Annotated in this window: 11 protein-coding genes and 1 pseudogene; 5 read left to right on the top strand and 7 right to left on the bottom strand. The window is 71.5% G+C overall.

What is annotated here, in order from left to right; genetic code table 11:
- Positions 1-86: 86 nt before the first annotated feature.
- A pseudogene (locus ACZ68L_RS41725) lies at positions 87-928 on the top strand (aldo/keto reductase).
- Between the two features lie 172 nt (positions 929-1100).
- Here ACZ68L_RS41725 and ACZ68L_RS41720 read toward each other — a convergent pair.
- The 4 genes from ACZ68L_RS41720 to ACZ68L_RS41705 all read right to left on the bottom strand — a co-directional run bounded on the left by ACZ68L_RS41720 (position 1101) and on the right by ACZ68L_RS41705 (position 7347).
- Positions 1101-2810 carry a PrsW family intramembrane metalloprotease gene (locus tag ACZ68L_RS41720; protein ID WP_469588767.1) on the bottom strand — a complete coding sequence of 570 codons (1710 nt, stop codon included), beginning with the start codon at positions 2808-2810 and terminating at the stop codon, positions 1101-1103.
- Positions 2811-2996: 186 nt separating this feature from the next.
- Positions 2997-3941: a tRNA (guanosine(46)-N7)-methyltransferase TrmB gene (gene trmB / locus ACZ68L_RS41715; RefSeq protein WP_469588764.1), complete on the bottom strand. Its 945-nt coding sequence runs from the start codon at positions 3939-3941 to the stop codon at positions 2997-2999.
- Complete coding sequence (lhgO, locus tag ACZ68L_RS41710; protein ID WP_469588761.1) at positions 3934-5190, bottom strand: L-2-hydroxyglutarate oxidase; 1257 nt, start codon at positions 5188-5190, stop codon at positions 3934-3936. The genes trmB and lhgO overlap by 8 nt, the downstream gene beginning before the upstream one ends.
- Positions 5191-5451: 261 nt before the next feature.
- Positions 5452-7347, bottom strand: a complete 1896-nt coding sequence (locus ACZ68L_RS41705; protein WP_469588759.1) for a sporulation protein — start codon at positions 7345-7347, stop codon at positions 5452-5454.
- Positions 7348-8632: 1285 nt separating this feature from the next.
- Between ACZ68L_RS41705 and ACZ68L_RS41700 the strand changes: the two genes are divergently transcribed.
- Complete coding sequence (locus tag ACZ68L_RS41700; protein WP_469588756.1) at positions 8633-10744, top strand: asparagine synthase-related protein; 2112 nt, start codon at positions 8633-8635, stop codon at positions 10742-10744.
- Positions 10745-10909: 165 nt separating this feature from the next.
- Here ACZ68L_RS41700 and ACZ68L_RS41695 read toward each other — a convergent pair whose 3' ends face one another.
- Positions 10910-12913: a sigma-70 family RNA polymerase sigma factor gene (locus ACZ68L_RS41695; protein ID WP_469588753.1), complete on the bottom strand. Its 2004-nt coding sequence runs from the start codon at positions 12911-12913 to the stop codon at positions 10910-10912.
- Between the two features lie 1235 nt (positions 12914-14148).
- The gene (locus tag ACZ68L_RS41690; protein ID WP_469588750.1) at positions 14149-15126 is read right to left on the bottom strand and encodes a TetR/AcrR family transcriptional regulator; all 978 of its coding nucleotides are present in this window, start codon (positions 15124-15126) and stop codon (positions 14149-14151) included.
- A gap of 340 nt (positions 15127-15466) precedes the next feature.
- Here ACZ68L_RS41690 and ACZ68L_RS41685 point away from each other — a divergent pair, with 340 nt between their 5' ends.
- Positions 15467-17089, top strand: coding sequence for an NAD(P)/FAD-dependent oxidoreductase (locus tag ACZ68L_RS41685; protein ID WP_469588747.1), 1623 nt, complete (start codon positions 15467-15469; stop codon positions 17087-17089).
- A gap of 300 nt (positions 17090-17389) precedes the next feature.
- Positions 17390-19207, top strand: a complete 1818-nt coding sequence (locus ACZ68L_RS41680; protein ID WP_469588746.1) for an ATP-binding SpoIIE family protein phosphatase — start codon at positions 17390-17392, stop codon at positions 19205-19207.
- 46 nt (positions 19208-19253) lie between these two features.
- Here ACZ68L_RS41680 and ACZ68L_RS41675 read toward each other — a convergent pair whose 3' ends face one another.
- A complete protein-coding gene (locus ACZ68L_RS41675) occupies positions 19254-20552 on the bottom strand; it encodes an MFS transporter (RefSeq protein WP_469588796.1) in 1299 nt (432 codons plus the stop codon).
- A gap of 155 nt (positions 20553-20707) precedes the next feature.
- Here ACZ68L_RS41675 and ACZ68L_RS41670 point away from each other — a divergent pair, with 155 nt between their 5' ends.
- Positions 20708-21265 carry a MarR family winged helix-turn-helix transcriptional regulator gene (locus ACZ68L_RS41670; protein WP_469588743.1) on the top strand — a complete coding sequence of 186 codons (558 nt, stop codon included), beginning with the start codon at positions 20708-20710 and terminating at the stop codon, positions 21263-21265.
- Positions 21266-21609 lie beyond the last annotated feature (344 nt).

Raw genomic sequence — 21609 nt, 5'->3', positions numbered from 1 at the left:
GGGTCGGCGGGCCGCTGGGAACAGCGGGCCTGCCTGAAGGGCGGGCTGCCGGAATAGCGGAACCGCTGGTGTTCGTTGATCCACATATGACTTCTCTTCATAAGCTGGGCCCTTCCGACCTGCAGGTCTTCCCGCTCGCCCTCGGCGGCAACGTCTTCGGCTGGACGGCCGACGAGGCGCAGTCGTTCGCCGTGCTGGACGCCTACGCCGCGGCGGGCGGCAACTTCATCGACACCGCCGACTCCTACTCGGCCTGGATCCCGGGCAATGAGGGCGGCGAGTCGGAGACCGTCATCGGGAAGTGGCTCGCGGCACGTGCCAACCGGTCCGAGATCGTCGTCGCGACGAAGGTCGGCGCCCACCCCTCGTACACGGGGCTCGCCGCCGCGAACATCAAGGCCGCGGCGGAGGAGTCGCTGCGCCGGCTCGGTACCGAATCGCCGCCTCCAACATCAGCCCCGAGCGGCTCCAGGCGTCCCTGGACTTCTCGGAGCGCGAGGGGCTCGCCCGTTACGTGGCCCTGCAGCCGCACTACAACCTGGTCTCCCGCGACACGTACGAGGGCGGACTCCAGGAGACGGCCGCTCGGGCCGGGCTCGCCGCCGTCCCGTACTTCGCCCTGGCCTCCGGGTTCCTCACCGGCAAGTACCGTCCGGGTGCCTCGGTGGAGAGCGCTCGGGCCGAGAACGCGGGGCAGTACCTGGAGTCGGAGCGGGGACAGAAGGTCCTGGCCGCGCTCGACAAGGTCGCCCAGGAGCACGATGCGGAGATCGCGACCGTCGCGCTGGCGTGGCTGGCGTCCCGGCCGACCGTCGTCGCGCCGATCGCCTCGGCCCGCACGGTCGAACAGCTGCCCGCGCTGGTGGCCGTCGCCGACCTCCGGCTGACCGAGCAGGACCTGGCGGAACTCACCGAGGCATCCGCCTGACGGGGAGAGCCCGGTCGTCCAGGATCGCGGTCGTCCGTTCGCGAACGCCCCGGCAGCGCGGCGCTGCCGGGGCGTTCGCGTGAGCGGGACGGTTCATCGCCCGGTCGCGGCCGGCCCGTCCATCGCCGTCCTCGTGCGGCGGACGATCGGATCGGTCCTGAGGGTGGCTTGCCTACTGGCTCCGCTGCGGTGGCTGGTGCGGGGCCAGATAGGGGTTGTAGCCGTGGCCGCCGTACTGCGTGTGCTGCGGGAACGGGTGCGCGTACGGGCCCGCCGACGGCCGGTGCGGGCGCAGGCGGCCCGTCGCCTGCGCCGCGTACGTCAGCGCGGGAGCGGCCACGTCCCTGCGCTGCCAGAGATGGTGCAGCAGCTCCAGCTCGCGTTCGGCGAAGTCCGCACCCGCGGCGCCGCGGCGGGCCTGCTTGCGCAGCGAGGCCAGTGAGGTCGCGAACGACTCGTACTCGGCGACGGCGCGGGCGGCAGCCTTGCCGTGGGCCTTGGCCTGCGCCTTGGCACGAGCCCTGACCTGGGCCGACGGTCCGCTAGCCGGAGCATGCCCCGCCCCCGTCCCGTATCCCTGCCCGTATGCCTGCCCGTGTCCCGGCGCGTATCCCGGTCCGTATGCCGATGTGTGTGCCTGCGGGTGCGCCGGTCCCGGTCCCGGTCCTGGTCCGTGCCCCGGTCCGTATCCCGGTCCTGGTCCGTAAGTCGGTGAAGTCGGCGGTGTCGGCGCGTATGCGGGTTCGTATGCGGGTCCGTACGGGCTCACCCAGCTTGCCCGGGCCGCGAGGGAGTGTCGTTGGCGTGCCGCGTCGCGTGCCATGCCTCGGGCCCGCATCGAGGAGAGGGCGAGCGGCTCGGCGGGGGTGAGCCAGCCGGCCGCCGCATAGGCGGGCAGCTCGGCGGAGAGCGTACGGAGCTCCCGCTGGCGCGACCAGATCGCCAGCCAGGTCACCAGGCCGAAGACCGGGACCATGAACACGCCGTACACGGCATAGAAGCCGTACGGTCCGACGGTCGCCGATCCGTTCCACAAGGCATGCATGCCCATGGCGAGAACGAGGCCCAGCAGCGGCAGAGCGATGCGGCGGATCCGACGCCGCCGCGCACTGGCCGCGGCGAGCCCGAAGCCTATGCCGCTCAGTACCGTGAAGAGCGGGTGCGCGAAAGGCGACATCACCGCCCGAACGAAGAACGTCGCGGCCGTCACCGAGACGACGCCCGAGGTACCGATCTGCTGGTCCTCGCCGAAGGCGTTGCCCAGGTAGAGGATGTTCTCGGTGAAGGCGAAGCCGCTCGCGGTGAAGCCGGCGATGACGACGCCGTCGACGATCCCGTTGAACTCCCGCTTTCGGAACAGGAAGATCAGCAGCACGGCCGCGGCTTTGGCGCTCTCCTCGACGACCGGCGCTATGACCGTGGCGCCGAGGGTGTCGGCGTGCGACGGGTCGGCAGTGGTCGTGGCTATCCAGTGCGTCGCGAACGAATTCGCGAGGATCGCGACCAGGGCGGCCGCGAACGCGCCCCAGGCGAAGGCGAACAACAGATTCCGCCAGGGCGCCGGCTCGACCCGGTCCAGCCAGCGGAACGCCGCCATCAGGAGCGGGACGGGCAGCACGGCGAGGCCCAGACCGACGAGAAACCCCTCCGTGCCGGTCTGGTCACGGACCAGGGCCAGGATCGCCAGGCCGCACAGCGTGAGCACGGTGAACACGGCCACGATGCGGAAGGTCCTGCTGCGCCACACCATGCCGACGCGGCGAGGCCGGTAACGCCAGTGCCTGCGCTCCGGCACGGCAGCGAGGATCTCGCCGACCCGCTGCTCCTCAAGCAGGGGGACGGCCGGCTGTGACTGCCGCTGCTGGACAGACCCGTCGGACACCACCCGATGACCCTAACGAGCAGCACTGACACCTGGCCATGGGGCGCCGCGTCGGCCGGCTCCCGCCCGGAGGCCGGTGCCGCCACCGGCGGACGTCATCGGCGGACGTCAGGGCTGGACGTCATCGGTGGACGTCATCGGCGGACGGTCATCGGTGGACGCAGCAGTGGATGTCAGGGGTGGACGTCAGCGGCGGGCGAAAAGCAGGTCGTGTACGACATGACCCTTGTCGAGACCCTGTCCCTCGAACCGGGTCAGCGGCCGGAACGCCGGCCGCGGCGCGTAGCCGCCGCCCGCCTGGGTGTTCTCGAAGAGGGGGTGCGCGGTCAGCACCTCCAGCATCTGCTCGGCGTACGGCTCCCAGTCGGTCGCACAGTGGATCACGGCCCCCGTCTTCAGCCGCTGGGCCGCCAGGTCGAGGAACTCCGACTGGATCAGCCGGCGCTTGTGATGGCGCTTCTTGGGCCATGGGTCGGGGAAGTACACGCGCAGCCCGTCCAACGAGTCGGGCTTCAGCATCTCGCGCAGCAGGATGATCGCGTCACCGTTCGCGACCCGGATGTTGGTCAGGCCGTTCCGGTCCGCGAGCCCGAGCAGATTGCCCTGGCCGGGGGTGTGCACGTCGACGGCGAGAACGCCCGTGCCCGGGTCGTCGGCCGCCATCCGGGCAGTGGCCTCACCCATCCCGAAACCGATCTCCAGCACGGCCGGGAGCCCGTCGAACAGCTCGGGCAGATCGAGGACGCGCTGCCCGTCGATGTCCAGGCCCCACTTCGGCCAGAGCCGCAGCAGGGCGTCCTCCTGGCCGGGCGTGACGCGGCTGCGGCGCGGCTGGAAGCTGCGGATCCGGCGCTCGTGGTGTGATCCGGCCGGGTCGATGGCGGGTCCGCCGGGGAAGCGCGGTTCCTGGCGCAGCCTGCGCTGCCGCTCGAAGGAGGCGGCGCGCAGATCGTCCGGAATCCCCGCCGCGGGGGAGGAGGCGGGCTCGGCCGATGAGGCGGTGCCCGGCTCGGCCGAGGCGCTGCTCGCTCCGGCCGCGGCCTCGCCGGGCGTCGGGGCGGAAGGATGCGCGGACGGGCTCGCGTAGGTACTCGCCGAGTGGTTCGCGGAGGGATTCAAGGACTCAGACACAATGCCCCGATTCTACGGCGGGCGGTCTCCACCCCGTCCCCTGTGCCCGGAGCAGCGCCCTGCGTGCCACCTCCCGCCCGATGGGCAGGGAGGCCGTCGCGGCGGGCGACGGAGCGTTCAGCACGTGAACGGTGTGCGGGGCCTCGCGGATCAGGAAGTCGTCGACCAGGGTGCCGTCCCGCAGCACGGCCTGGGCCCTGACCCCGGCCGGGGCGGGCCGCAGATCGGCCGCCGTGACCTCGGGCAGCAGTCGCTGCACGGCCGTCGTGAACGCGCGCTTCGACAGCGAACGGCGCACTTCGCCCGCCCCGTACCGCCAGTGTCTGCGCGCGATCTGCCAGGTGCCGGGCCAGGTCAGGGTGTCCGCCAGCTCACGGGGGCGCACGACGGGCCAGTCGTACCCCTCACGGGCCAGCGCCGGCACCGCGTTCGGCCCGACGTGGACACTGCCGTCGTGGCCGCGGGTCAGATGCACGCCGAGGAACGGGAACGCCGGATCGGGTACCGGATAGACCAGGCCGCGCACCAGCTCCGGCCGCGCCAGCTCGTAGTACTCCCCACGGAAGGGAACGATCCGCACCCCCGGATCGTCGCCCGCGAGCCGCGCCACCCGGTCGCAGTGCAGCCCCGCGCAGTTGACCAGCACCCGGGCCCGCACCACCGGACCGTCCGCCGTACGCACCGCCACACCCCAGGGGCGCCGGTCGATCGCGGTGACCTCCGCCCCGTAACGGATCACCCCGCCCGCCCCGTTCACCTCGGCGGCGAACCGCGCCGCGACCGCCGCGAAGTCGCACACCCCGGTCGTTCCGACGCGGATCGCGGCGAGCCCGTGGACCTGCGGTTCGTACTGCGCGATCTGGGCGGGCCCCAACTCGCGCACCGGCAGCCCGTGCTGCCGGCCGCGCTGGACCAGCGCGTGCAGCCGGGGCAGCTCGGACCGCTCGGTCGCGACGATCAGCTTGCCGGTCACCGCGTGCGCGATGCCGTGCTCGGCGCAGAAGTCGACCATTTCGGCGGCGCCACGCACCGCGTAGCGGGCCTTGAGCGAGCCAGGGCGGTAGTAGATGCCGCTGTGGATCACTCCGCTGTTGTGCCCGGTCTGGTGACGGGCGGGGCCCCACTCCTTCTCCAGCACCGTCACCCGGGTGCCCGGAGCGGTGCGCGTGATCGCATACGCCGTCGACAGGCCGACGATCCCGCCGCCGATCACCAGCACATCGCAGTCGTACGCCGCGCGCGTCATCATCACGCCACCTCCCACCCCGATAGTGCACTGACCCACTGACAACGTACTCAAACCAGCGAAGCCCAGCGTGGCGCCGGATCTTTACGCCCGGCGGCATCCGGTGGCCCCCCGGATACTGTCCGTATGCCGTCCGGACGTCGTCCGTATGCCGTATGCCGTCCGGACGTAGGAACGTAGGAACGCGTCGATGCGGGGACGCAGCGGCGCCGGGGGCGTGCGGGTCCTCGCCACCGCGCGGTGCGGTTCCACCGCGCGGTGCGGCTACGCGGGCGCCACCAGCAGTGGCCGGGCCCGCTCACGCAGCTCGGCGACGCGCGGCTCGTGCCCGTACGGTTCGAGACGGTGCAGCAGGTCCCGTACGTACTCCGTGGTCCGCGCCGAAGAGATGCGACCCGCCACCTCCACCGCCCGGGTGCCCGCCGCGCAGGCCGCCTCCAGATTCCCCGACTCCAGCTCGGCCACAGCCGACACCACGAGCCGCAATCCGTGCGAGCGGACGAATTCCTCGGTCGGCCTGGACAGGGCCTGCTCGGTGAAGCGCCGCACCTGCCGGGGCGCCTTCAGGTCGAGGTGACACTCCGCGGCATCGGCCGCGAACCTGTCGTACGAGTAGAAGCCCAGCCACGACGGGTCCGCATCGCCGTCCCGGGAACGCTCCAGCCAGCCCTCGGCGGCCTTGAGCGCGGCCCCCGCGGCCGGTGCGTCGCTCGCCTTCGCATGAGCGCGGGCCTCCACCAGGCGGAAGAAGCTCATGGTGCGGGCGGTGGCGAGCCCCCGGTTGCGTTCGACGGCGGCCTGCGCGAGGTCGACCCCCTCGTCGGCGAAACCTCGGTAGGTCGCCTGCAGCGACATCGAGGCGAGGACATAACCGCCCAGAGGCACGTCCGCCGCGGCCCGCGCGAGTCTCAGGGCCTGGATGTAGTAGCGCTGAGCGGCCTCCTGCTGACCGGTGTCGAAGGCCATCCACCCGGCGAGCCTGGTCAGCTCCGCCGCAGCGCCGAAGAGCGCCCGGCCGACTTCGTCGCTGTAGGAACCGAGCAGCAGCGGTGCGGCATCGACCCGTAAGCACTCGGGGACCATGGAGGAACGCCAGTCCCCGCCGCCGTACTTGGAGTCCCAGCGACGGGCGTCCTGGGCGGCCTCGCGCAGCTTGGAGACATCGCTGTGGCCGACCCGCAGCGGGGAGATGTCGCTCGTGATCGTGGGGGCGGTCATGTGGGCGTGCGCGCTCGCGTTCGCGGTCGCACTCGCGTGTGCGCTCCCAGTCGGAGTCGTGGGCGCGGACCCGGATCTGGATACCGGTCCGGATGTTGTCTCCGGGCCCGGCTGGGCGGGGATGGACGTCGTCCGCTGCGTGCCCATGGCCCCCAGGGTTCCCAGCGCAGCCTGAGCCGCCTGCGCATTCAGCGCATTCTGTGTCGCCTGGGCTGCCTGAGCCGCCGGTGTCGCTGGTGCCGTCTGTGCCGCCGGTGTTCCAGGTGACGGCTGTGTGCCGAGCGCAGGCTGCGCTTCCAGTGGTCCCCGAGTGGTCTGGGCCCCCGCGATACCGGACGCGCCGGGTGCACCGGACTCCGGCTCCGCGCTCTTGCCTGTCGTGCCCGATGCCCGCTGCGCCCCTGCACCGGTGCGTGCGCCCCTTGCGCCCTGCGTGCCGAGGATGGCTGCCTCGGCGGCTGTCGCATCGCGTTCCACCGATGGGTCGGCGGGGGATATCAGCCAGCGGGAGGCGGGCGTCGCGTACGCGCTCACCGAGAACGAGCCCGCCAGCGACTGCCAGATCCCGCCACTGCCCGCCCGCCGCCCGGCCAGATCCAGCCGGTACAGCTCGGTCGCCGAACGGACCGCCTCGGCCACATCGCGCGGAAAGGCCAGTCCGACCTCCGGGGCCGGATCGGCGTCCGCGAGGCCGATCTCGTGCAGCGGGACCGGGCGGCCGAGTTTGGCCCCGATCGCCGCCGCGATGAGATGGGGCGCGGCGCCCTGCGGCACCATGCCCTTGGAGACCCACCGGGCCACCGATGTCTTGTCGTACCGAAGTGTCAGACCGCGCTGCGCCCCGAGGTCGTTGACCCGCCGGGCGAGCCCGGCGTTGCTGATTCCCGCGAGGGCGAGAACGGTTCCGAGCTTCTCGTTCGGTCCGCGTTGCTCCCTGGACATGCGCCACCCCTCGACACACAGACGGCCGCCGCGTCACCGTTGCGGCGCGCGGCATTCGTACCGTGTCCTCCCCAGGGACGAACCCCGGCACTCCGGCCGCACACGCATATGGCCGAGCCCCGAGGAATATGCCTCCTGCCGAGAACCTCAGTAAACCCAGCGTAGTTCGCCGCATCCCTACCGTTAAGGGGCAGACGTCCGTATGGCGGGATTGTTGTCCGTGCGGAGGTGAGCGGGTCCGCGGCTCCGCTCGGGCCGTCGCCGGCGCGCCGCTCCGGTCGCTGCGCCCAGCGCGCCGGACCCGGCACGGAAACCTGCCCGGACCCGCGCGGAGCCCCGCCCGGACCTCGACACGGACCCGTCGTGAGAGCCTGCTCCACGCCCCGTCCGCGCGCTCCTGAAAGCGCCGATCGTGCATGGTGGCAGCCCCGTTCGCCGAGCTCCGTACGTGCTCCTGGCGTGTGGCCGTGCGCCCGGCCGTGCGCTCTCGTCCGGCCGTTTCGGAAGGGCTTCCATGGTTGCTGCGTGGGTCGGCCCACTGCATTGGACTCAGTGGGCTGGGGGACACTGCCGCCTCATTCCCCGCAGGCGGCGGACCGGTCCGGGAGGTGAACGACGCCTCCCGGACTGTGCGTTGAATCCGGTACGGGGCCGGTGCGGGGCCGTGCGCGGCCCGGGTTCGCAGCCGGGGTCGCGCCCGTCGGCCGCCCCGGTGGTGATCGGCGGCGGGCGATGGGGGATTCCAGGAGGGATTCGGGGAGAATCATGGAACGAAGTGGGGCCAAAGGGGACTTCTGATGCGACGGGTTCGCTGACGTCCGGGTTCAGTGCGCTCTAAGAATGGCTGAATGTCATCGGTCCCCCGAGGTTGGGCACGGCGATGCGCGGACATCCCGTCGATCCTCCGACGGTCGTCCGTCATCGGGTCGTGGGCGACTCGGGATGTGGCCGGATTTCGGCCGCTGGATCCTGCCTGTCCGAGGAAGGCAACGCGCCTGGACCGCAAGCCCGTTGAGGCATGGCCCGCCTCGTGCGGGCCGCGCCCGGGGCGTCCCGCCGGAAACCCGCTTCCGGGTCACCGTCGGACGCGCCTCCGTCCGCACTGGTCGGGGCCCGTTCCGCTCTGGTCTTTGCCAGGGGCGCATGCGCTTCCGACGTGCGCCGTCCGTAGCCCCTCCTGCGCGCCTTTGTCGTGGCAGCATGTTCGCAACGGCGCCGCGCACCACCGGAGTTCTCCCGACAATTTCCTGCTGCGCCGATTTGTCCACAGCCTGTGGAGGCGGCGATGCGTTGGTTGGTGGGGTGGAGCAGTATCGCCGCGAGCTTCGGCACGGCCGGTGCGGTCGGCGCCAGTGACGACGGGCGCACGATGCACCCCGTCGGATCCCAACTGCTGTGGGGCGACCCGGATCCGCTCTGGGCCGTCGGCGACTGGCGCCCCGATGAGATCCGTATCAGCACGGTCGAGACCGCGGAGGGCGCGCCCACCGCCCGCATGGCCGTCCTCGGCTGCTGCAGCGCCACCGACGAACAACTGCGCGTCGGCCTCCTCGCCGCCCGCGGCGGGGCCCTGCGCCATCTCACCTCCTGGCCCGGCAGCTACACGGCCGTCGTCCAGGTCGGCCGCCGGATCACCGTCATCGGGGACCTCGCCGGAGCCCGCCCGGTCTTCTACACCCCCTGGGCCGGCGGTACGGCGTACGCCACCGCCGCCCTCCCGCTCGCCGACCTCATCGAAGCCCAGCTGGACATCGGTCACCTGGCCGCCCTGCTCGCCTGCCCCGAAACACCGGAGGCGCTGCGCGACGGCACCCCGTACGCCGGAGTGAAGCACATCCCGCCGGGGCACGCGCTCATCCTCCGCGAGGGCTCGCGCGAGATCACCGGGTACGAGGCCGTGGCCTCCCTCGCCGTCGCGGCCCCCCAGATCGACCCCGTCAGTGCCGTCGACGGGGTGCGCGACGCACTGGTCGAAGCCGTACGCGCCAGACTCACGGCCCCGCGCCACGCCCCCGAAACCCTGCCGCCCGACCCGGGCCCGGTCCCCGGCATGGGTCCCGCCGAACGACGCGCCGCTCGCGGCGCACCCGTACCGGGCATCGGCGCCGACCTCTCCGGAGGCAGTGCCTCCGCCACCCTCGCCCTGCTCGCCGCCGGACTGCCGGGCCTGCCGGGCACCCTCCTCGGCCACGGCACGGGAGCGGGGGAGCGGCTGCTCGCCGTCACCTTCAACGACCTCACCGCACGCGGACACGAGGACGAACTCGAACGCGCCCGCGTCATCGCGGCCAACCCGCGCCTGCACCATGTCGTCGTCGCCGCCGGGGAAGAAGCGCTGCCCTACGCCGATCTGGGGAGCGGCCCCCTCACCGATGAACCCGGCCCGTCCCTCGTCGTCGCCGAGCGCCATCGCCGCCGCCTCGCCTCGGGCAGCGCCGACCACTTCGTCGGCGGCGGCGCCCGGCAGGTGCTCGACGCCCACCCGGCCCGCCTCGCCGACCTGCTGATGGACCGACGCCGACGCCACCTGCTGCGCCCGGTCGCCGCACTCGCCAAGGCCGAGGGCCCGACCGCGCACTCCCTCTTCGTGCCACTGACCGTCTATCGCGCGGCCCGCCGCCTGTCCCGTACGTCGTACCGCACGGGCCTGGAGACGGCGGCCGGCCGGCTGCCGGACGCCAACCGCCACACCCCCGACCTCGACACCCCCGCCGACGCTTCGCTCGCCGCGCTCGCCTGGTCGAGGCCGGGACCCGCCGCACACTGGCTGACGGGGGAGGCCCTCGCCGAAGTATCGGTCCGTCTTCAGGAGGCGGCGATCCGGCCCGCCTCCGTCCAGCGTCCGGGCGAAGCCCGTGCCAGGGCGGCTCTCGCCCGGTACGCCGCGGACCACCGGATCCTGGAGCAGGCCGCGGAGAACCGCAGCCAGCGGCTGCACGCCCCGTTCCTCGACAACCAGGTCGTACGCGCCGCCCGAGCGCTCCCCGAATCGCTCCGGGTCCAGCCGGGCGCACGCGCCGCGATTCTGCGCCGGGTGCTCGCGGGCGCGGGCATTCACGAGCTGCCGTCCGGCTGGGGCACCCCTTCCCTGGCCACCTCGAACGCGACGGCCCGCACGGGCCTGCGCGCCGCGCTGCCCGATCTGATCGCCCTGTTCGACGCCCCGCTGCTCGCCGACGCGGGCCTGGTCGAGGCCCGTGTCGTACGGAAGGCCCTGCGCGCCGCCTCGGAGGGTGAACCGCTCCCGCTGGACGGCCTGGCGCACCTGGCGTCCACGGAACTCTGGCTCCGCCGTCTTGTCTCGCGGCGCGGCACCTGTTGGACGGGCACGGCGGCACCCCGCCAGCGCGCGGTGGCGGGCGGAGTCGTCCCGGCGAGGCGGATACTGCAGCCGTAGCGGTGGCCGTGGCGGTCGTTGTCGGTAGTGCTCGACGGTCGGGAGGTATCCGACCGTTGGCCGTACGCGGTGGTGCCCCGGCGGCACGTGCCGACCACCGGTGTGTCGGGTGGCCGCTGGTTCACGGCGGTCGCTGGTTCACGGTGGCCACCGGGGCCGGTCGCCTCACTGACAACTGATGATCGAATCCGCCCAATCGGCGAGTGCCACGCCGCCGCCCGGCCGCGCCCGCTCGACGACGAGCCGGATCCTTTCCTGACCGGCGATACCTACCCCGAAGGGCACGGCCGGGTCCTTGCCGTTCATCACGGGGGACTGCCACAGCCGTGCCCCGTCACCGTTGAAGACGGAGAAGCGCACCGAGCCCAGCCCCATCGTCATGTCGTCGACCCCGACCACGGCTTCGTAGCGCGTGCACTGCCGGTTCAACTCGATCGTGACCGAGGACCTGCTGTGGACGGTCACACCGTGCGCGTACCGCGTGCCGCCGATCGACAGACCGGAACGCTGCCAGACCCAACCGCTCTGACTGATCACGACCTCCGGTTCGGTGTGGTCGCCCAGCACCGAGTAGCTCAGCTCGCTGAGCCGGTAGGCGGTCGACGCAGGCGGCGGAGGGGGCGTCGGTGTCGGTGTCGGCGTAGGGGTGGGCGTGGGTGTCGGCTTCGGCGCGGGGGGCGGCGGGGTCGGGGCAGGTGGCGCGGGCGGCACCGGCTTCGAGGTCGGCTTCGGAGTCGGCTTCGGGGTGGGGGTGGGCTTCGGCGGGGGAGGCGAGATCGGGGCAGGCGGTGCGGGTGATGCAGGTGGTGCGGGCTTCGGCGGCGGTGTCGGCTTCGGCGGTGCGGGCGTCGGCGCGGCAGGCGCCACGACAGCCGGCTTCGCCGTGTGCTTGGCCTCGGGCTTCGGCTGGTCGTTGCCGACCAGTGCCCAGGCCAGTCCGGCCGTCGCGGCCACGGCAACCGCCGCCGCGATACCGGCCTTCGCCGGGGCACCGAGACCTTCGGAGACCGCGGCACCACCGGCCGAGCCCCCGGACGCGCTCCCGCCGGTCGCCGCCGCCGCGACTCCCGCGCCCGCGGCCCCGGCCGCGCCACCGGCGACGATTCCGGCGGCCTTGAGCGCGTAGCCGGCGGCGAACCAGCCGATGACCGCGACCGGCAACAGCGCGGGAATCCCGGCGTTGACATGGGCCAGCTCGCCCGCGGCGAGCCGACACTTCACGCACTCGTCCAGATGCCCGCGCAACCCGCGCTCGGCCCGCATCCGGAGCCCACCCCGGGCGTACGCGCCGAGGCGGTCGGCGTACCGCGCGCAGTCGCCGCCCGAGGTGAGCGCCTGACTCACATGCGCCTGCAGGTAGGCCTGCTTGAGCCCCTCGCGGGCCCGGCTGGCCAGCACCGCCGTGGCATTGGCGGTCAGCCCGAACAGCGGGGCGATCTCGCTGGGCGACTCCTCCTCGACGGTGGTGTGCCACAGCACCGCCTGCCAGCGCTCGGGCAGACTGCGGAACGCCTGCATCGCCATCGACTGTTCGGCCTCGTGCATCGCCAGCACATCGGCACCGAGGTCGAGCGTGTCCGCGTCCGACACCTGGGACGACTGGGATGCCTGGGCCGCGAACACCGCGAAGTCATCGACCAATTGCTCCCGCTTCGCAGTCTTGGTCCAGGCGGCCCCGACATGCCGGACGGCGGTCATGAGGTAGGCCCGTACGGCTTCCTCGGGCCCCTTGCCCCTGCGTACCGCCTGCAGTGTGCGGGCGAAGACCTCGGCGGTCAGGTCGTCGGCGGTGTGTGCGTCCCGGCAGCAGGTACGCGCGTAGCGGCGCACCGCGTCCGAATGCCGCCGGAACAGTTCCTCGTACGCGAGATCGTCGCCGTCCCGCATCTGCCTGATCAGCTCGGGATCCGGGAACGGGGAGCCGGACGCACCGGCGGTGCTGCTGCGCCCCTCCCGCTGCATCGGCACCGAGCCCTCGGGCTCGACACCGGCCTCGACGGGCGCCGACCACGGACCGGGCAGGACGGTGCTGCCCCCGGCGTCACCGCCGGCTCGCCCGGGTCCGGCCTGGCTCGGTACCTGCCGGGAGGACAGCTCACCGGCCTCCGTCGCACCGCTCACGGCGGAGACGTCGTCGAACGACTCTTCCTGCTGCCCGTCACCGGTCATCGCGGAAGCCCCCGTATGCGCTGTCGGACCCGAACATCGGGCAAGACTGTCACATGGCGCAATCACGCCGACGACTCAGTCCCAGCAACCACTCATCCGGGGCGTTTTCTCGAATGTGAGCACTAGTAGCCACTCGTTCGGGGAACGCTCCTCGCGCTTCTTTTGTACGCGAGGCTGCGGACACAGCGGCGGCAGCTTCCTGGACGAAGGCCCCGCCGGGTGCCCGCTCCGCGCTGATCGAGCGCGAAACACACACCGATCAAGGCCCGTTCAGACGGCGTCCGAGAGTCGACGGAAAGCCGTCCGAGAGCCGACCGGGAGCCGAACTGAAGGCGCGGAGAGCCGATCGGCGGGCGACACACGCACCCGGCTGAGAGGGCGTCTGAGGAACCGGGAGCCGGGTGGGACGAACGCGAAGGCCGAGGCCGAGAACGGCGGGTGGGTAAGCCGGGTGCGGAACCTGGATGCGGAAGCCGGATGCGTGAGGCGGATGCGTGAGGCGGACGAGCGAGAATGAGCCGCTGAGCAGGACCCTCCAAAACGGGCCACGTCGGCCACCCACCCCGACCGCTCACTCGGGCGACTCGTTCACGCCGCCGACGCACCCGAGCCACCCGGGCCGCCCGCTCGCCGAGGCCATCCATCTCCGGAGGGCCAGCCATGCACGCATCAACTCAGTGCCCCGCCAAACCCGCCCGGGACCGAGCCCGCCCGGCACCAACCGCCCGGCACTGAACCCGTCCGGCGCCAAACCCGCCCGGTACCAACCGCCCGGCACCGAACCGGTCCGGCGCCAAACCCGCCCGGTACCAACCGCCCGGCACCGAACCGGTCCGGCGCCAAACCCGCCCGGGACCGAGCCGGCCCGGCACCACCCCTCCCGGCACCGAGCCCGTTCGGCCCTTGCCTCACCCCGTCGGCGTCCACCCGACTCACGCCCCGGCGCCCCGACACGCCTGCGCACGGCTCACGCCCCGACACGCACGCGCCTTCCCACACACCATGGGAAGCGCGAGCACCTTCGCTCACGCCGCGGGCCGCGATCACACCCTCACCCACGCCACGGGACCGGAGAGCGCCTCCGCTCACGCCGCGGGACCGGAGAGCACCCTCACCCACGGGACGGGAGAGCACCGGAGAGCCCCCTCGCTCACGCGTAGGGTCGCGAGCGCGTCCGTCCACGCCACAGTTCGCGATCACACCCCGCTCATGCCCAGGTCGCGATCAAGCTTCGCTCACGCCGCAGGCCGCGAGCGCAGTCCCTCCAGAAGGATGTCCAGCAGTCGGCTCGAAGCAGCGGCCTGCTGAACCGGGTCAGGCAGCGAGGGCGCCGCTGTCGCGATGACCAGCAGCACATCCGCCACCGTCACATCACGGCGCAGCTCACCGGATGCCCGCGCCCGGTCCACCAGCCGGCCGACGACCTCCAGCAGTTCACCGGCTCCCGCGTCATCGGCATCGGGGCCGGGCTCCGGGGCGGAGCCGGAACGCCCGTCCTCCGGCCGGAGGACGACCTGGTCCGTGCCCTGGCGCTGCTGAGGTACTCGCGTCTCGTCCCGCACACCGCCCGAGCCCGGTCCGGGAGCCGCTATGACCGCCGATTCCCCGGCGGCCGAGCCCTCGATGTCGGCAGCGGCGTGGACATCCGCACCGGCATCGACGTCGACATCGACCCCGACCCGCAGCACCTGCGGCGGCAGCAACCGTCCCGCGCCCGACGCCACGGACGTCCGCAGGAAGCGCGACAGTGCCGACCACGGCTCGTCCTCCTGGCCCAGCGCGGCCCGCGCCTGGTCGGTCAGCCGGGAGGTCTCCTCCTCTGCTATCCGCCGTACCAGCACGTCCTTGCTCGGGAACCGCCGGTACACCGTGCCGACTCCGACTCTGGCGCGACGCGCCACGTCCTCCATCGGAGCCCCGTATCCCAGCTCGCCGAACACCTCACGCGCGGCTCGCAGCACATGCTCCAGATTCCGCTGCGCGTCCACGCGAAGCGGAGCCGAGCGGCCGTTCGCTCCAGCCGTCACGACCGTGCCGACCGCCCCGGTCACCCCGGCCGTCCCGCCCGTTCCGGCTGCCGGGACCACGCCGGCCGAACCCGCCGTGTCCACTGCCCCCACAGCTGTCCCCACAGCTCCGTTCCGCCCGTTTCCGTCGGACGAATGGGACGTGACCGCAGCAGTGGTCTGCCAATGAGAATCCTGAATGTGCATAAAATTTCCCCCGGATATGACGTCTCCCCCCGGAGACTTCCCGCCGTTTGAGCCGAAGAGTGGATCATGGTCTCGACCCGGCTCCCCGACGACATACGAACATAGTTGAGCCCGGGTCAATTCAGAAGGGGGTAGTTCCGCACGGAGCGCCCCCCGATCGGAGCAAGGACCGGTTGGTCACTGATTCGCCCCCGGCCCACCACCCCCATTCCAACCCCTGACCTGCGCAACTTCCGTGTCGCCGAGCGGATCGGCGGCGACGGCCCGTCCGAAACCTCCAGTCACACAATTTGCCGGGGCTGTGGACAAACCCTTGAGCACGTTGCGTCATGGGGTGGTGATGGCTTCAGATTCCGGAGGAACACCCCCCGGCCCCCCGCCAGGTGTACGCGTTCTCGTCGTCGGCGGTGGCTACGTCGGGATGTACACAGCCCTGCGTCTCCAGCGGAGGCTGAAGCGGAGACTCAGAAGCGGTCAGACCGAGATCGTCGTCGTCACGCCCGAGCCTTATATGACGTATCAGCCGTTTCTGCCCGAAGCGGCGGCCGGCTCGATCTCGCCGCGCCATGTCGTCGTGCCGCTCCGCCGGGTCCTGGCGGACTGCAAGATCGTGATCGGTGAGGCCCAGCGCATCGACCACGCCAAGCGGACGGCGACCGTCACCACCCTCGCCACCGGGGAGGACGGCACCGGCGCGGTCGAGATCCCGTACGACGAACTCGTCCTCGCACCGGGTTCCGTCTCGCGCACTCTCCCGGTCCCCGGCCTCGCCGATCACGGCATCGGCTTCAAGACCATCGAGGAGGCCATCGGCCTGCGCAACCACGTCATCGAGCAGATGGACATCGCCTCGGCCACCCGAGACCCGGCCATCCGCGACGCCGCCCTCACCTTCGTCTTCGTCGGTGGCGGCTACGCGGGCGTCGAGGCTCTCGCCGAGTTGGAGGACATGGCCCGTTACACCTCGCGGTACTACCACAACATCAAGGCCGAGGACCTGAAATGGATCCTCGTCGAGGCGTCCGGACGCATCCTTCCCGAGGTCGGTGAGGCGATGGGCGGCTACGCGATCCGTGAGCTGCGCGGCCGCAACATCGACGTACGCCTCGACACCAGGCTGGAGTCCTGCGAGGACCGGATCGCGGTCCTGAGCGACGGTTCCCGCTTCCCGACCCGCACGCTCGTGTGGACCGCGGGTGTCAAACCCGCACCGGTCCTCGCCGCCACCGATCTGCCGCTCAACGAGCGCGGCAGGCTCCGATGCACGGCGGAGCTCACCGTCGAAGGGGTCGAGCACGCCTGGGCCGCGGGTGACGCCGCGGCCGTTCCCGACCTGACCGCCGCGGAATCGGGCCGGGAGACCGCTCCCAACGCACAGCACGCCGTGCGCCAGGCCAAGGTCCTCGCCGAGAACGTCCTCGCGTCGATCAGCGGCGAACCCCTCCAGGAGTACCGGCACAGTTACGCGGGCTCCGTCGCCTCACTCGGCCTCCACAAGGGCGTGGCCCATGTCTACGGACGCAAACTCAAGGGCTACCCGGCGTGGCTGATGCACCGTACGTACCACCTCAGCCGTGTCCCGACGTTCAACCGCAAGGCCCGTGTCCTTGCCGAATGGACTCTCGCCGGGCTCTTCAAACGCGAGATCGTCTCCCTCGGTTCGCTGGAACACCCACGTGCCGAGTTCAAACTCGCCGCAGGTGGGCGGCGAACCAGGCCCAGTGGCCCACGGAACACCGATGGCCCACGGAACACCGATGGCCCACGGAACACCGATGGCCCACGGAACACCGATGGCCCACGGAACACCGATGGCCCACGGAACACCGATGGCCCACGGAACACCGGCGGTCCGCGGAACACCGGCGGTCCACCGGGACCCGGGAACCCGCAGAGGCCCGACGAGCCACCGGGCCCCGACGGCCCGACGAGGCCCGACGGCCCACCGAGGAACGGCAGCTGACCGGCCGTCGGACTGCCTCGACGTCCGTCGGAGGCGCCAGCCGTACCGACCACTGTCAGTACGGTCCGTCACACTGGACGTGTGACCATAGGTGGGCCCACATCTGCACAGAGTGACCCGGCCGGCAGTGACCAACAGTGAACAGCACCGACGTTCCAGACGCATCAGACGTACGAGCAGGGCGATGAGACCCGGACCCGACCCCGGCGACAGAGAACCGGTAGAAGAACCGGTAGTGGAACCGGCAGAGGAAGCAGCCCGCCCGAGCGGACCAGACCGACACACGAGGCCAGAAATTCCGTGAACTTCACGCGTTGGAGCGCCCGCCTACCCGGAACGCAGCGCCGCGCCGCCGCACGGGACGACCGCAGTTCCGTGCCTCCGGCACGCGCGGAGTACGCGCAGCCCGGGACCGGACCCTGCCCGCCGGACGGCGACACGCACAGTGACATGCCTGGCGATACCGGCGTCGACACGCCCGGTGAACCTCCCAGGGACCGCGGACCCGCCGCCCTGGAGGATCTCTCCGCCCGGGACATCCTCGGCCGGCTGCCCGCCCTGGTGGCCCTGGTGTACGGCCCCGACCACCGGATCGCCTACGTCAACGACGCCTATGCCGCCGCCTTCGGACCCCGCCCGGCCGGTGCCACCGCGGCCGAGGCCATGCCCGAGCTCGCCGAGCTCAGTCTCCTTCCGCTCATGGACCAGGTCCTGCGCAGCGGCACCCCTCGTACGGTCAAGTCACGCAAGGTCCGCAGCGGGAATTCGTACACCGTCACCTGCACCCCGGTGCACAGGGACAGGTACACCGAGGGCGACGGCGACGGCGAGAGCGCCAACAGCCACAACGGCGGTGACAGGGCCAAGAAGCAGAACAAGGACAGCAAGGACAGCGGGAACAAGAACAGAAACAGGGACAGAGGCACCGAAGGCGGAGTACTCGTGTACGCCGCCGATGTCACCGACCACGCCGAGGCTGCCGAACGGCTCCGTGCCAGCGAGCGCCGCCACCGCGAAACGGCCGTCACCCTGCAGCGCTCCCTGCTGCCGCAGGAGCTGGAACAGCCCGACGACCTCAGGATCGCCGCCACCTATCAGCCCGGCGGCACGGACGCAGCGGTCGGCGGCGACTGGTACGACGTCATCACTCTCGGCGCGGGCCGCACCGCCCTGGTCATCGGGGACGTGATGGGCCGGGGGGTGCGAGCCGCCGCCGTCATGGGCCAGCTCCGCACGGCCGTGCGCGCCTACGCCCGCCTCGACCTCCCGCCGCACGAGGTGCTCCAGCTCCTCGACGGTCTCGCCGCCGAGATCGACGCGAGTCAGATCGCCACCTGCGCCTACGCGGTCCACGACCCGAACGAGGGCCGGCTCGTCTACGCCTCCGCCGGGCACCTCCCGATCCTGGTGTGCCATGAGGACGGTACGGTCCACCGCGCCGAGGACCCGACAGGGCCGCCGCTCGGTACAGGTGGCTGGATCCACACATCGGGCACGATCGCATTGCCGCCCGGCTCCACCGCGGTCCTCTACACGGACGGCCTGGTGGAGCGCCGCAGCGAGGACATCGACGAGGGCGTCGCGGCCCTGGAGCGCGCCCTCTCCGGCGCCAAGGGCTCACCCCAGGTGGTCTGCGACCGGCTGATCCGCTCCCTCGGCGTCACCGCGGAACACGACGACGACGTGGCGGTGCTGGTGGTTCAGCATCCCGCCCGTACGGGGGCGAACGCGGAACTGTTCCACAACGCCTCGCTCGATCTCCTCGGCGGGATCGAAGCGGCCCCGCGCGCCCGCGCCTTCGCGACCGGCGTCCTGACGTCGTGGCGGTTCCCGGTCGAGCTCTGCGACCTGGGCGTCCTGGCCGCGGGCGAACTCGTCGCGAACTCCCTCAAGCACGGCACCCCGCCGATGCGCCTGGGCCTGCGCCGCACCGACCGCCGTCTGATCATCGAAGTGACCGACGGCGACGACCACCTGCCCCGGCTGCGTCGCGCCGATCCGGCGGACGAGGCGGGCCGCGGCATCTCCATCGTCGCGACGATCGCCACGCACTGGGGCAGCCGCCGCACACCGGGCGGCGGCAAGGCGGTCTGGTGCGAATTCGCCCTGCCGCAGTAGGCGGCAGGGGCCCTGCCGCAACAGGACCCCTACTCGCCCTACTTCCTCAGCGGGTGGTGACGGCGGCGGCCGCGGGCTCGGCGTCCGGCAGTGACACGGCCACCACCCTGGACGGCACGGCCTCGACCGAGGGCTGATCCTGTACGGGAGTGAGCCGTCGGCCGAGCCGCAGCGCCAGCACCGTGATGCCCAGCGAGAACAGCACGAACGTCACGATGTACGGGCCGTGCAACGTTGCCCCCATCGGCCCGCCCACGGCCGGACCGACCGCCAGCGCGAGCTGCTTGCACAGGGCGAACGCAGAGTTGTACTGCCCGACCATCGACTCCGGCGCCAGATCGGCGACGAGCGGCGCCAAGGTCGGCGACAGCATCGACTCACCGAGTCCGAACAGCGCGTACGTGGAGATCATCGCGGCCGTCGCCATGGTCTGGCTGCCGTGCCCGAGTCCCGCGTACCCCGCCACGATCCAGGCGAAGGCCCAGATCAGACCGACCGAGGCAATGACCCGGCTGCGCCTGCGGCGCTCCACCAGGCGCAGCACGACGAACTGGGCCACGACGATGACGGCGGTGTTCGCGGCCAGGGCGATACCGAGCGTCGAAGGCTGGATCCCGGCGGCCTCGGTGCCGTATGCCGCGAGCCCGGACTCGAACTGTCCGTAGCAGGCGAAGAACAGCACGAAGCCCAGCACGCACAGCTGCACCATGGCCCGGTGCGAGAGCAGCGCCCGCAGCCCGCCCGTCGCCTTGGACCCGTCGGTGGGCCGGGCGTCGGAGAAGGAAGGTGCACGGGACAGTCGCACCGTGGAGGCGATGACACCGAGCACGACGAACATCGCGGCCTCGATCAGGAACAGCAGGGTGAAGGTCTCCGGCCGGCTCGTGTCGACGATCTGCCCACCGACCAGCCCGCCGATGCCGAGCCCGAGGTTCTGCAGGAAGAACTGCATGGCGAAGGCACGCGTACGGGTGGCGGTGCTGGAGCACCACACGAGCATGGTGGCGAGCGCCGGCTGCATGACCGCGGTACCCGCGCCGAGGACCGCGGCCGACAGCACGGCGGCGGTCACGTTCGACGACAGGCCGAGCGCGGCCGCGCCCAGGGAAGCGACGACGGAGGCGACGACGAGCACGGGCAGCGGCCCGCGCCGGTCGATGGCACGCCCGGTGAACGGCAGGACGACAAGCGCTGCCATGGCGAAGACCGCCAGCACGACCCCTGCTGTGCCAGCACCCAGATCCCGTACCTGCGCCACGTAGACGTACAGATACGGAACGGTGAACCCCAGCCCGAACGCGCTCAGCGCGCTGCCCAGCTGGATCCGCCGCAGTGCTGCACCCATCTCCCTGGTCACACTCACCTACCTCAAGGTCTCGAAGCGACTGGTCGAGCCATCCCAACGACTCGAACCCGAAGACTTTAGCACTAAAGTTAGAAGCTCAACAATTCAGATTGAAGGACTTCGATGCCTTAGGAGGGCGTGCCATACTGCCCGCCATGTCTGAGACCACCGAGCAACCCGGCCCGCAGGAGCCGAGCCTCGACGAGCAGATCGCCGCCTACCAGCGCGAGTTCCGCGACCTTGACCCCCAGGTGGAGCAGGTCGTCTCGGCCCTGGGCCGACTGAACCGACGCATGAACGTGGGGTACGGCCGGCAGGTCGCCGCCCTCGGCATCAGCAATGCCGAGTGGGAGGTCCTCAAGACCCTGGTCCTGGCCGGCTCCCCGTACCGCCTGGGTCCGGGAGAGCTGGCCAAGCGCCTCGGCCTCACCCCCGCGGCGATGACGCACCGCATCGACCGCATGGCGGGCGAGGGCCTGGTCACCCGCGACCGGGACGAGAACAACCGGGTGCGCGTGATCGTCGAGCTGACCGACGAGGGGCGCACGAAGTGGCTGGAGGCGATGCGTATGGCCTCCGCGTTCGAGGAGGACCTGCTCCAGGACCTCACGAGCGACGAGCGCGGAGTCCTCGGCGAGATGCTGATCCGTCTCCTGCGCCGTGTGGAGCACGCCCAGCCGGACGCCGGCGGGCGCCTCACCGACCTGGACTGAAACCCTGTCCGGCACGCGGGAAAACCGCTTGACCTGCCCGGGTTGACACACCCCTCCACGATCCGTAAGGTTCTTCGAGTTGTCACGGAGCCGGAACGGTTCTGCGACAACGGATCCCGCCGCGAACGCGGCAACCAAAACTCAGCACGATCTCCCACTCGGGATAATTTCGGCATGCCGAAATTCATTTCGAAGACTCGATTATGAGTCGCCGGGAAAGTCCGCTAGAGTTTGGACGTCGGAACGGCCCAACGGCCGGGAAGACAAACCCCGCTGACTGGGAATCAGGCCCGAAAGGATCTGATAGAGTCGGACTCGCCGGAAAGGGAAACGCGAAAGCGTGG

Source organism: Streptomyces sp. NPDC104309, from assembly GCF_055584025.1.
Note: the sequence above shows the minus strand (reverse complement) of the source record. Positions and strands in the feature narration are given on the sequence as shown.

Bases quoted from the DNA above. Each gene is read 5' to 3' on its own strand.
- ACZ68L_RS41695 (WP_469588753.1), bottom strand. From the start codon at position 12,913: ATGACCGGTGACGGGCAGCAGGAAGAGTCGTTCGACGACGTCTCCGCC.
- lhgO (WP_469588761.1), bottom strand. From the start codon at position 5,190: ATGATGACGCGCGCGGCGTACGACTGCGATGTGCTGGTGATCGGCGGC.
- ACZ68L_RS41690 (WP_469588750.1), bottom strand. From the start codon at position 15,126: ATGCACATTCAGGATTCTCATTGGCAGACCACTGCTGCGGTCACGTCC.
- ACZ68L_RS41675 (WP_469588796.1), bottom strand. From the start codon at position 20,552: ATGGGTGCAGCACTGCGGCGGATCCAGCTGGGCAGCGCGCTGAGCGCG.
- ACZ68L_RS41700 (WP_469588756.1), top strand. From the start codon at position 8,633: ATGCGTTGGTTGGTGGGGTGGAGCAGTATCGCCGCGAGCTTCGGCACG.
- ACZ68L_RS41685 (WP_469588747.1), top strand. From the start codon at position 15,467: ATGGCTTCAGATTCCGGAGGAACACCCCCCGGCCCCCCGCCAGGTGTA.
- ACZ68L_RS41670 (WP_469588743.1), top strand. From the start codon at position 20,708: ATGTCTGAGACCACCGAGCAACCCGGCCCGCAGGAGCCGAGCCTCGAC.
- ACZ68L_RS41705 (WP_469588759.1), bottom strand. From the start codon at position 7,347: ATGTCCAGGGAGCAACGCGGACCGAACGAGAAGCTCGGAACCGTTCTC.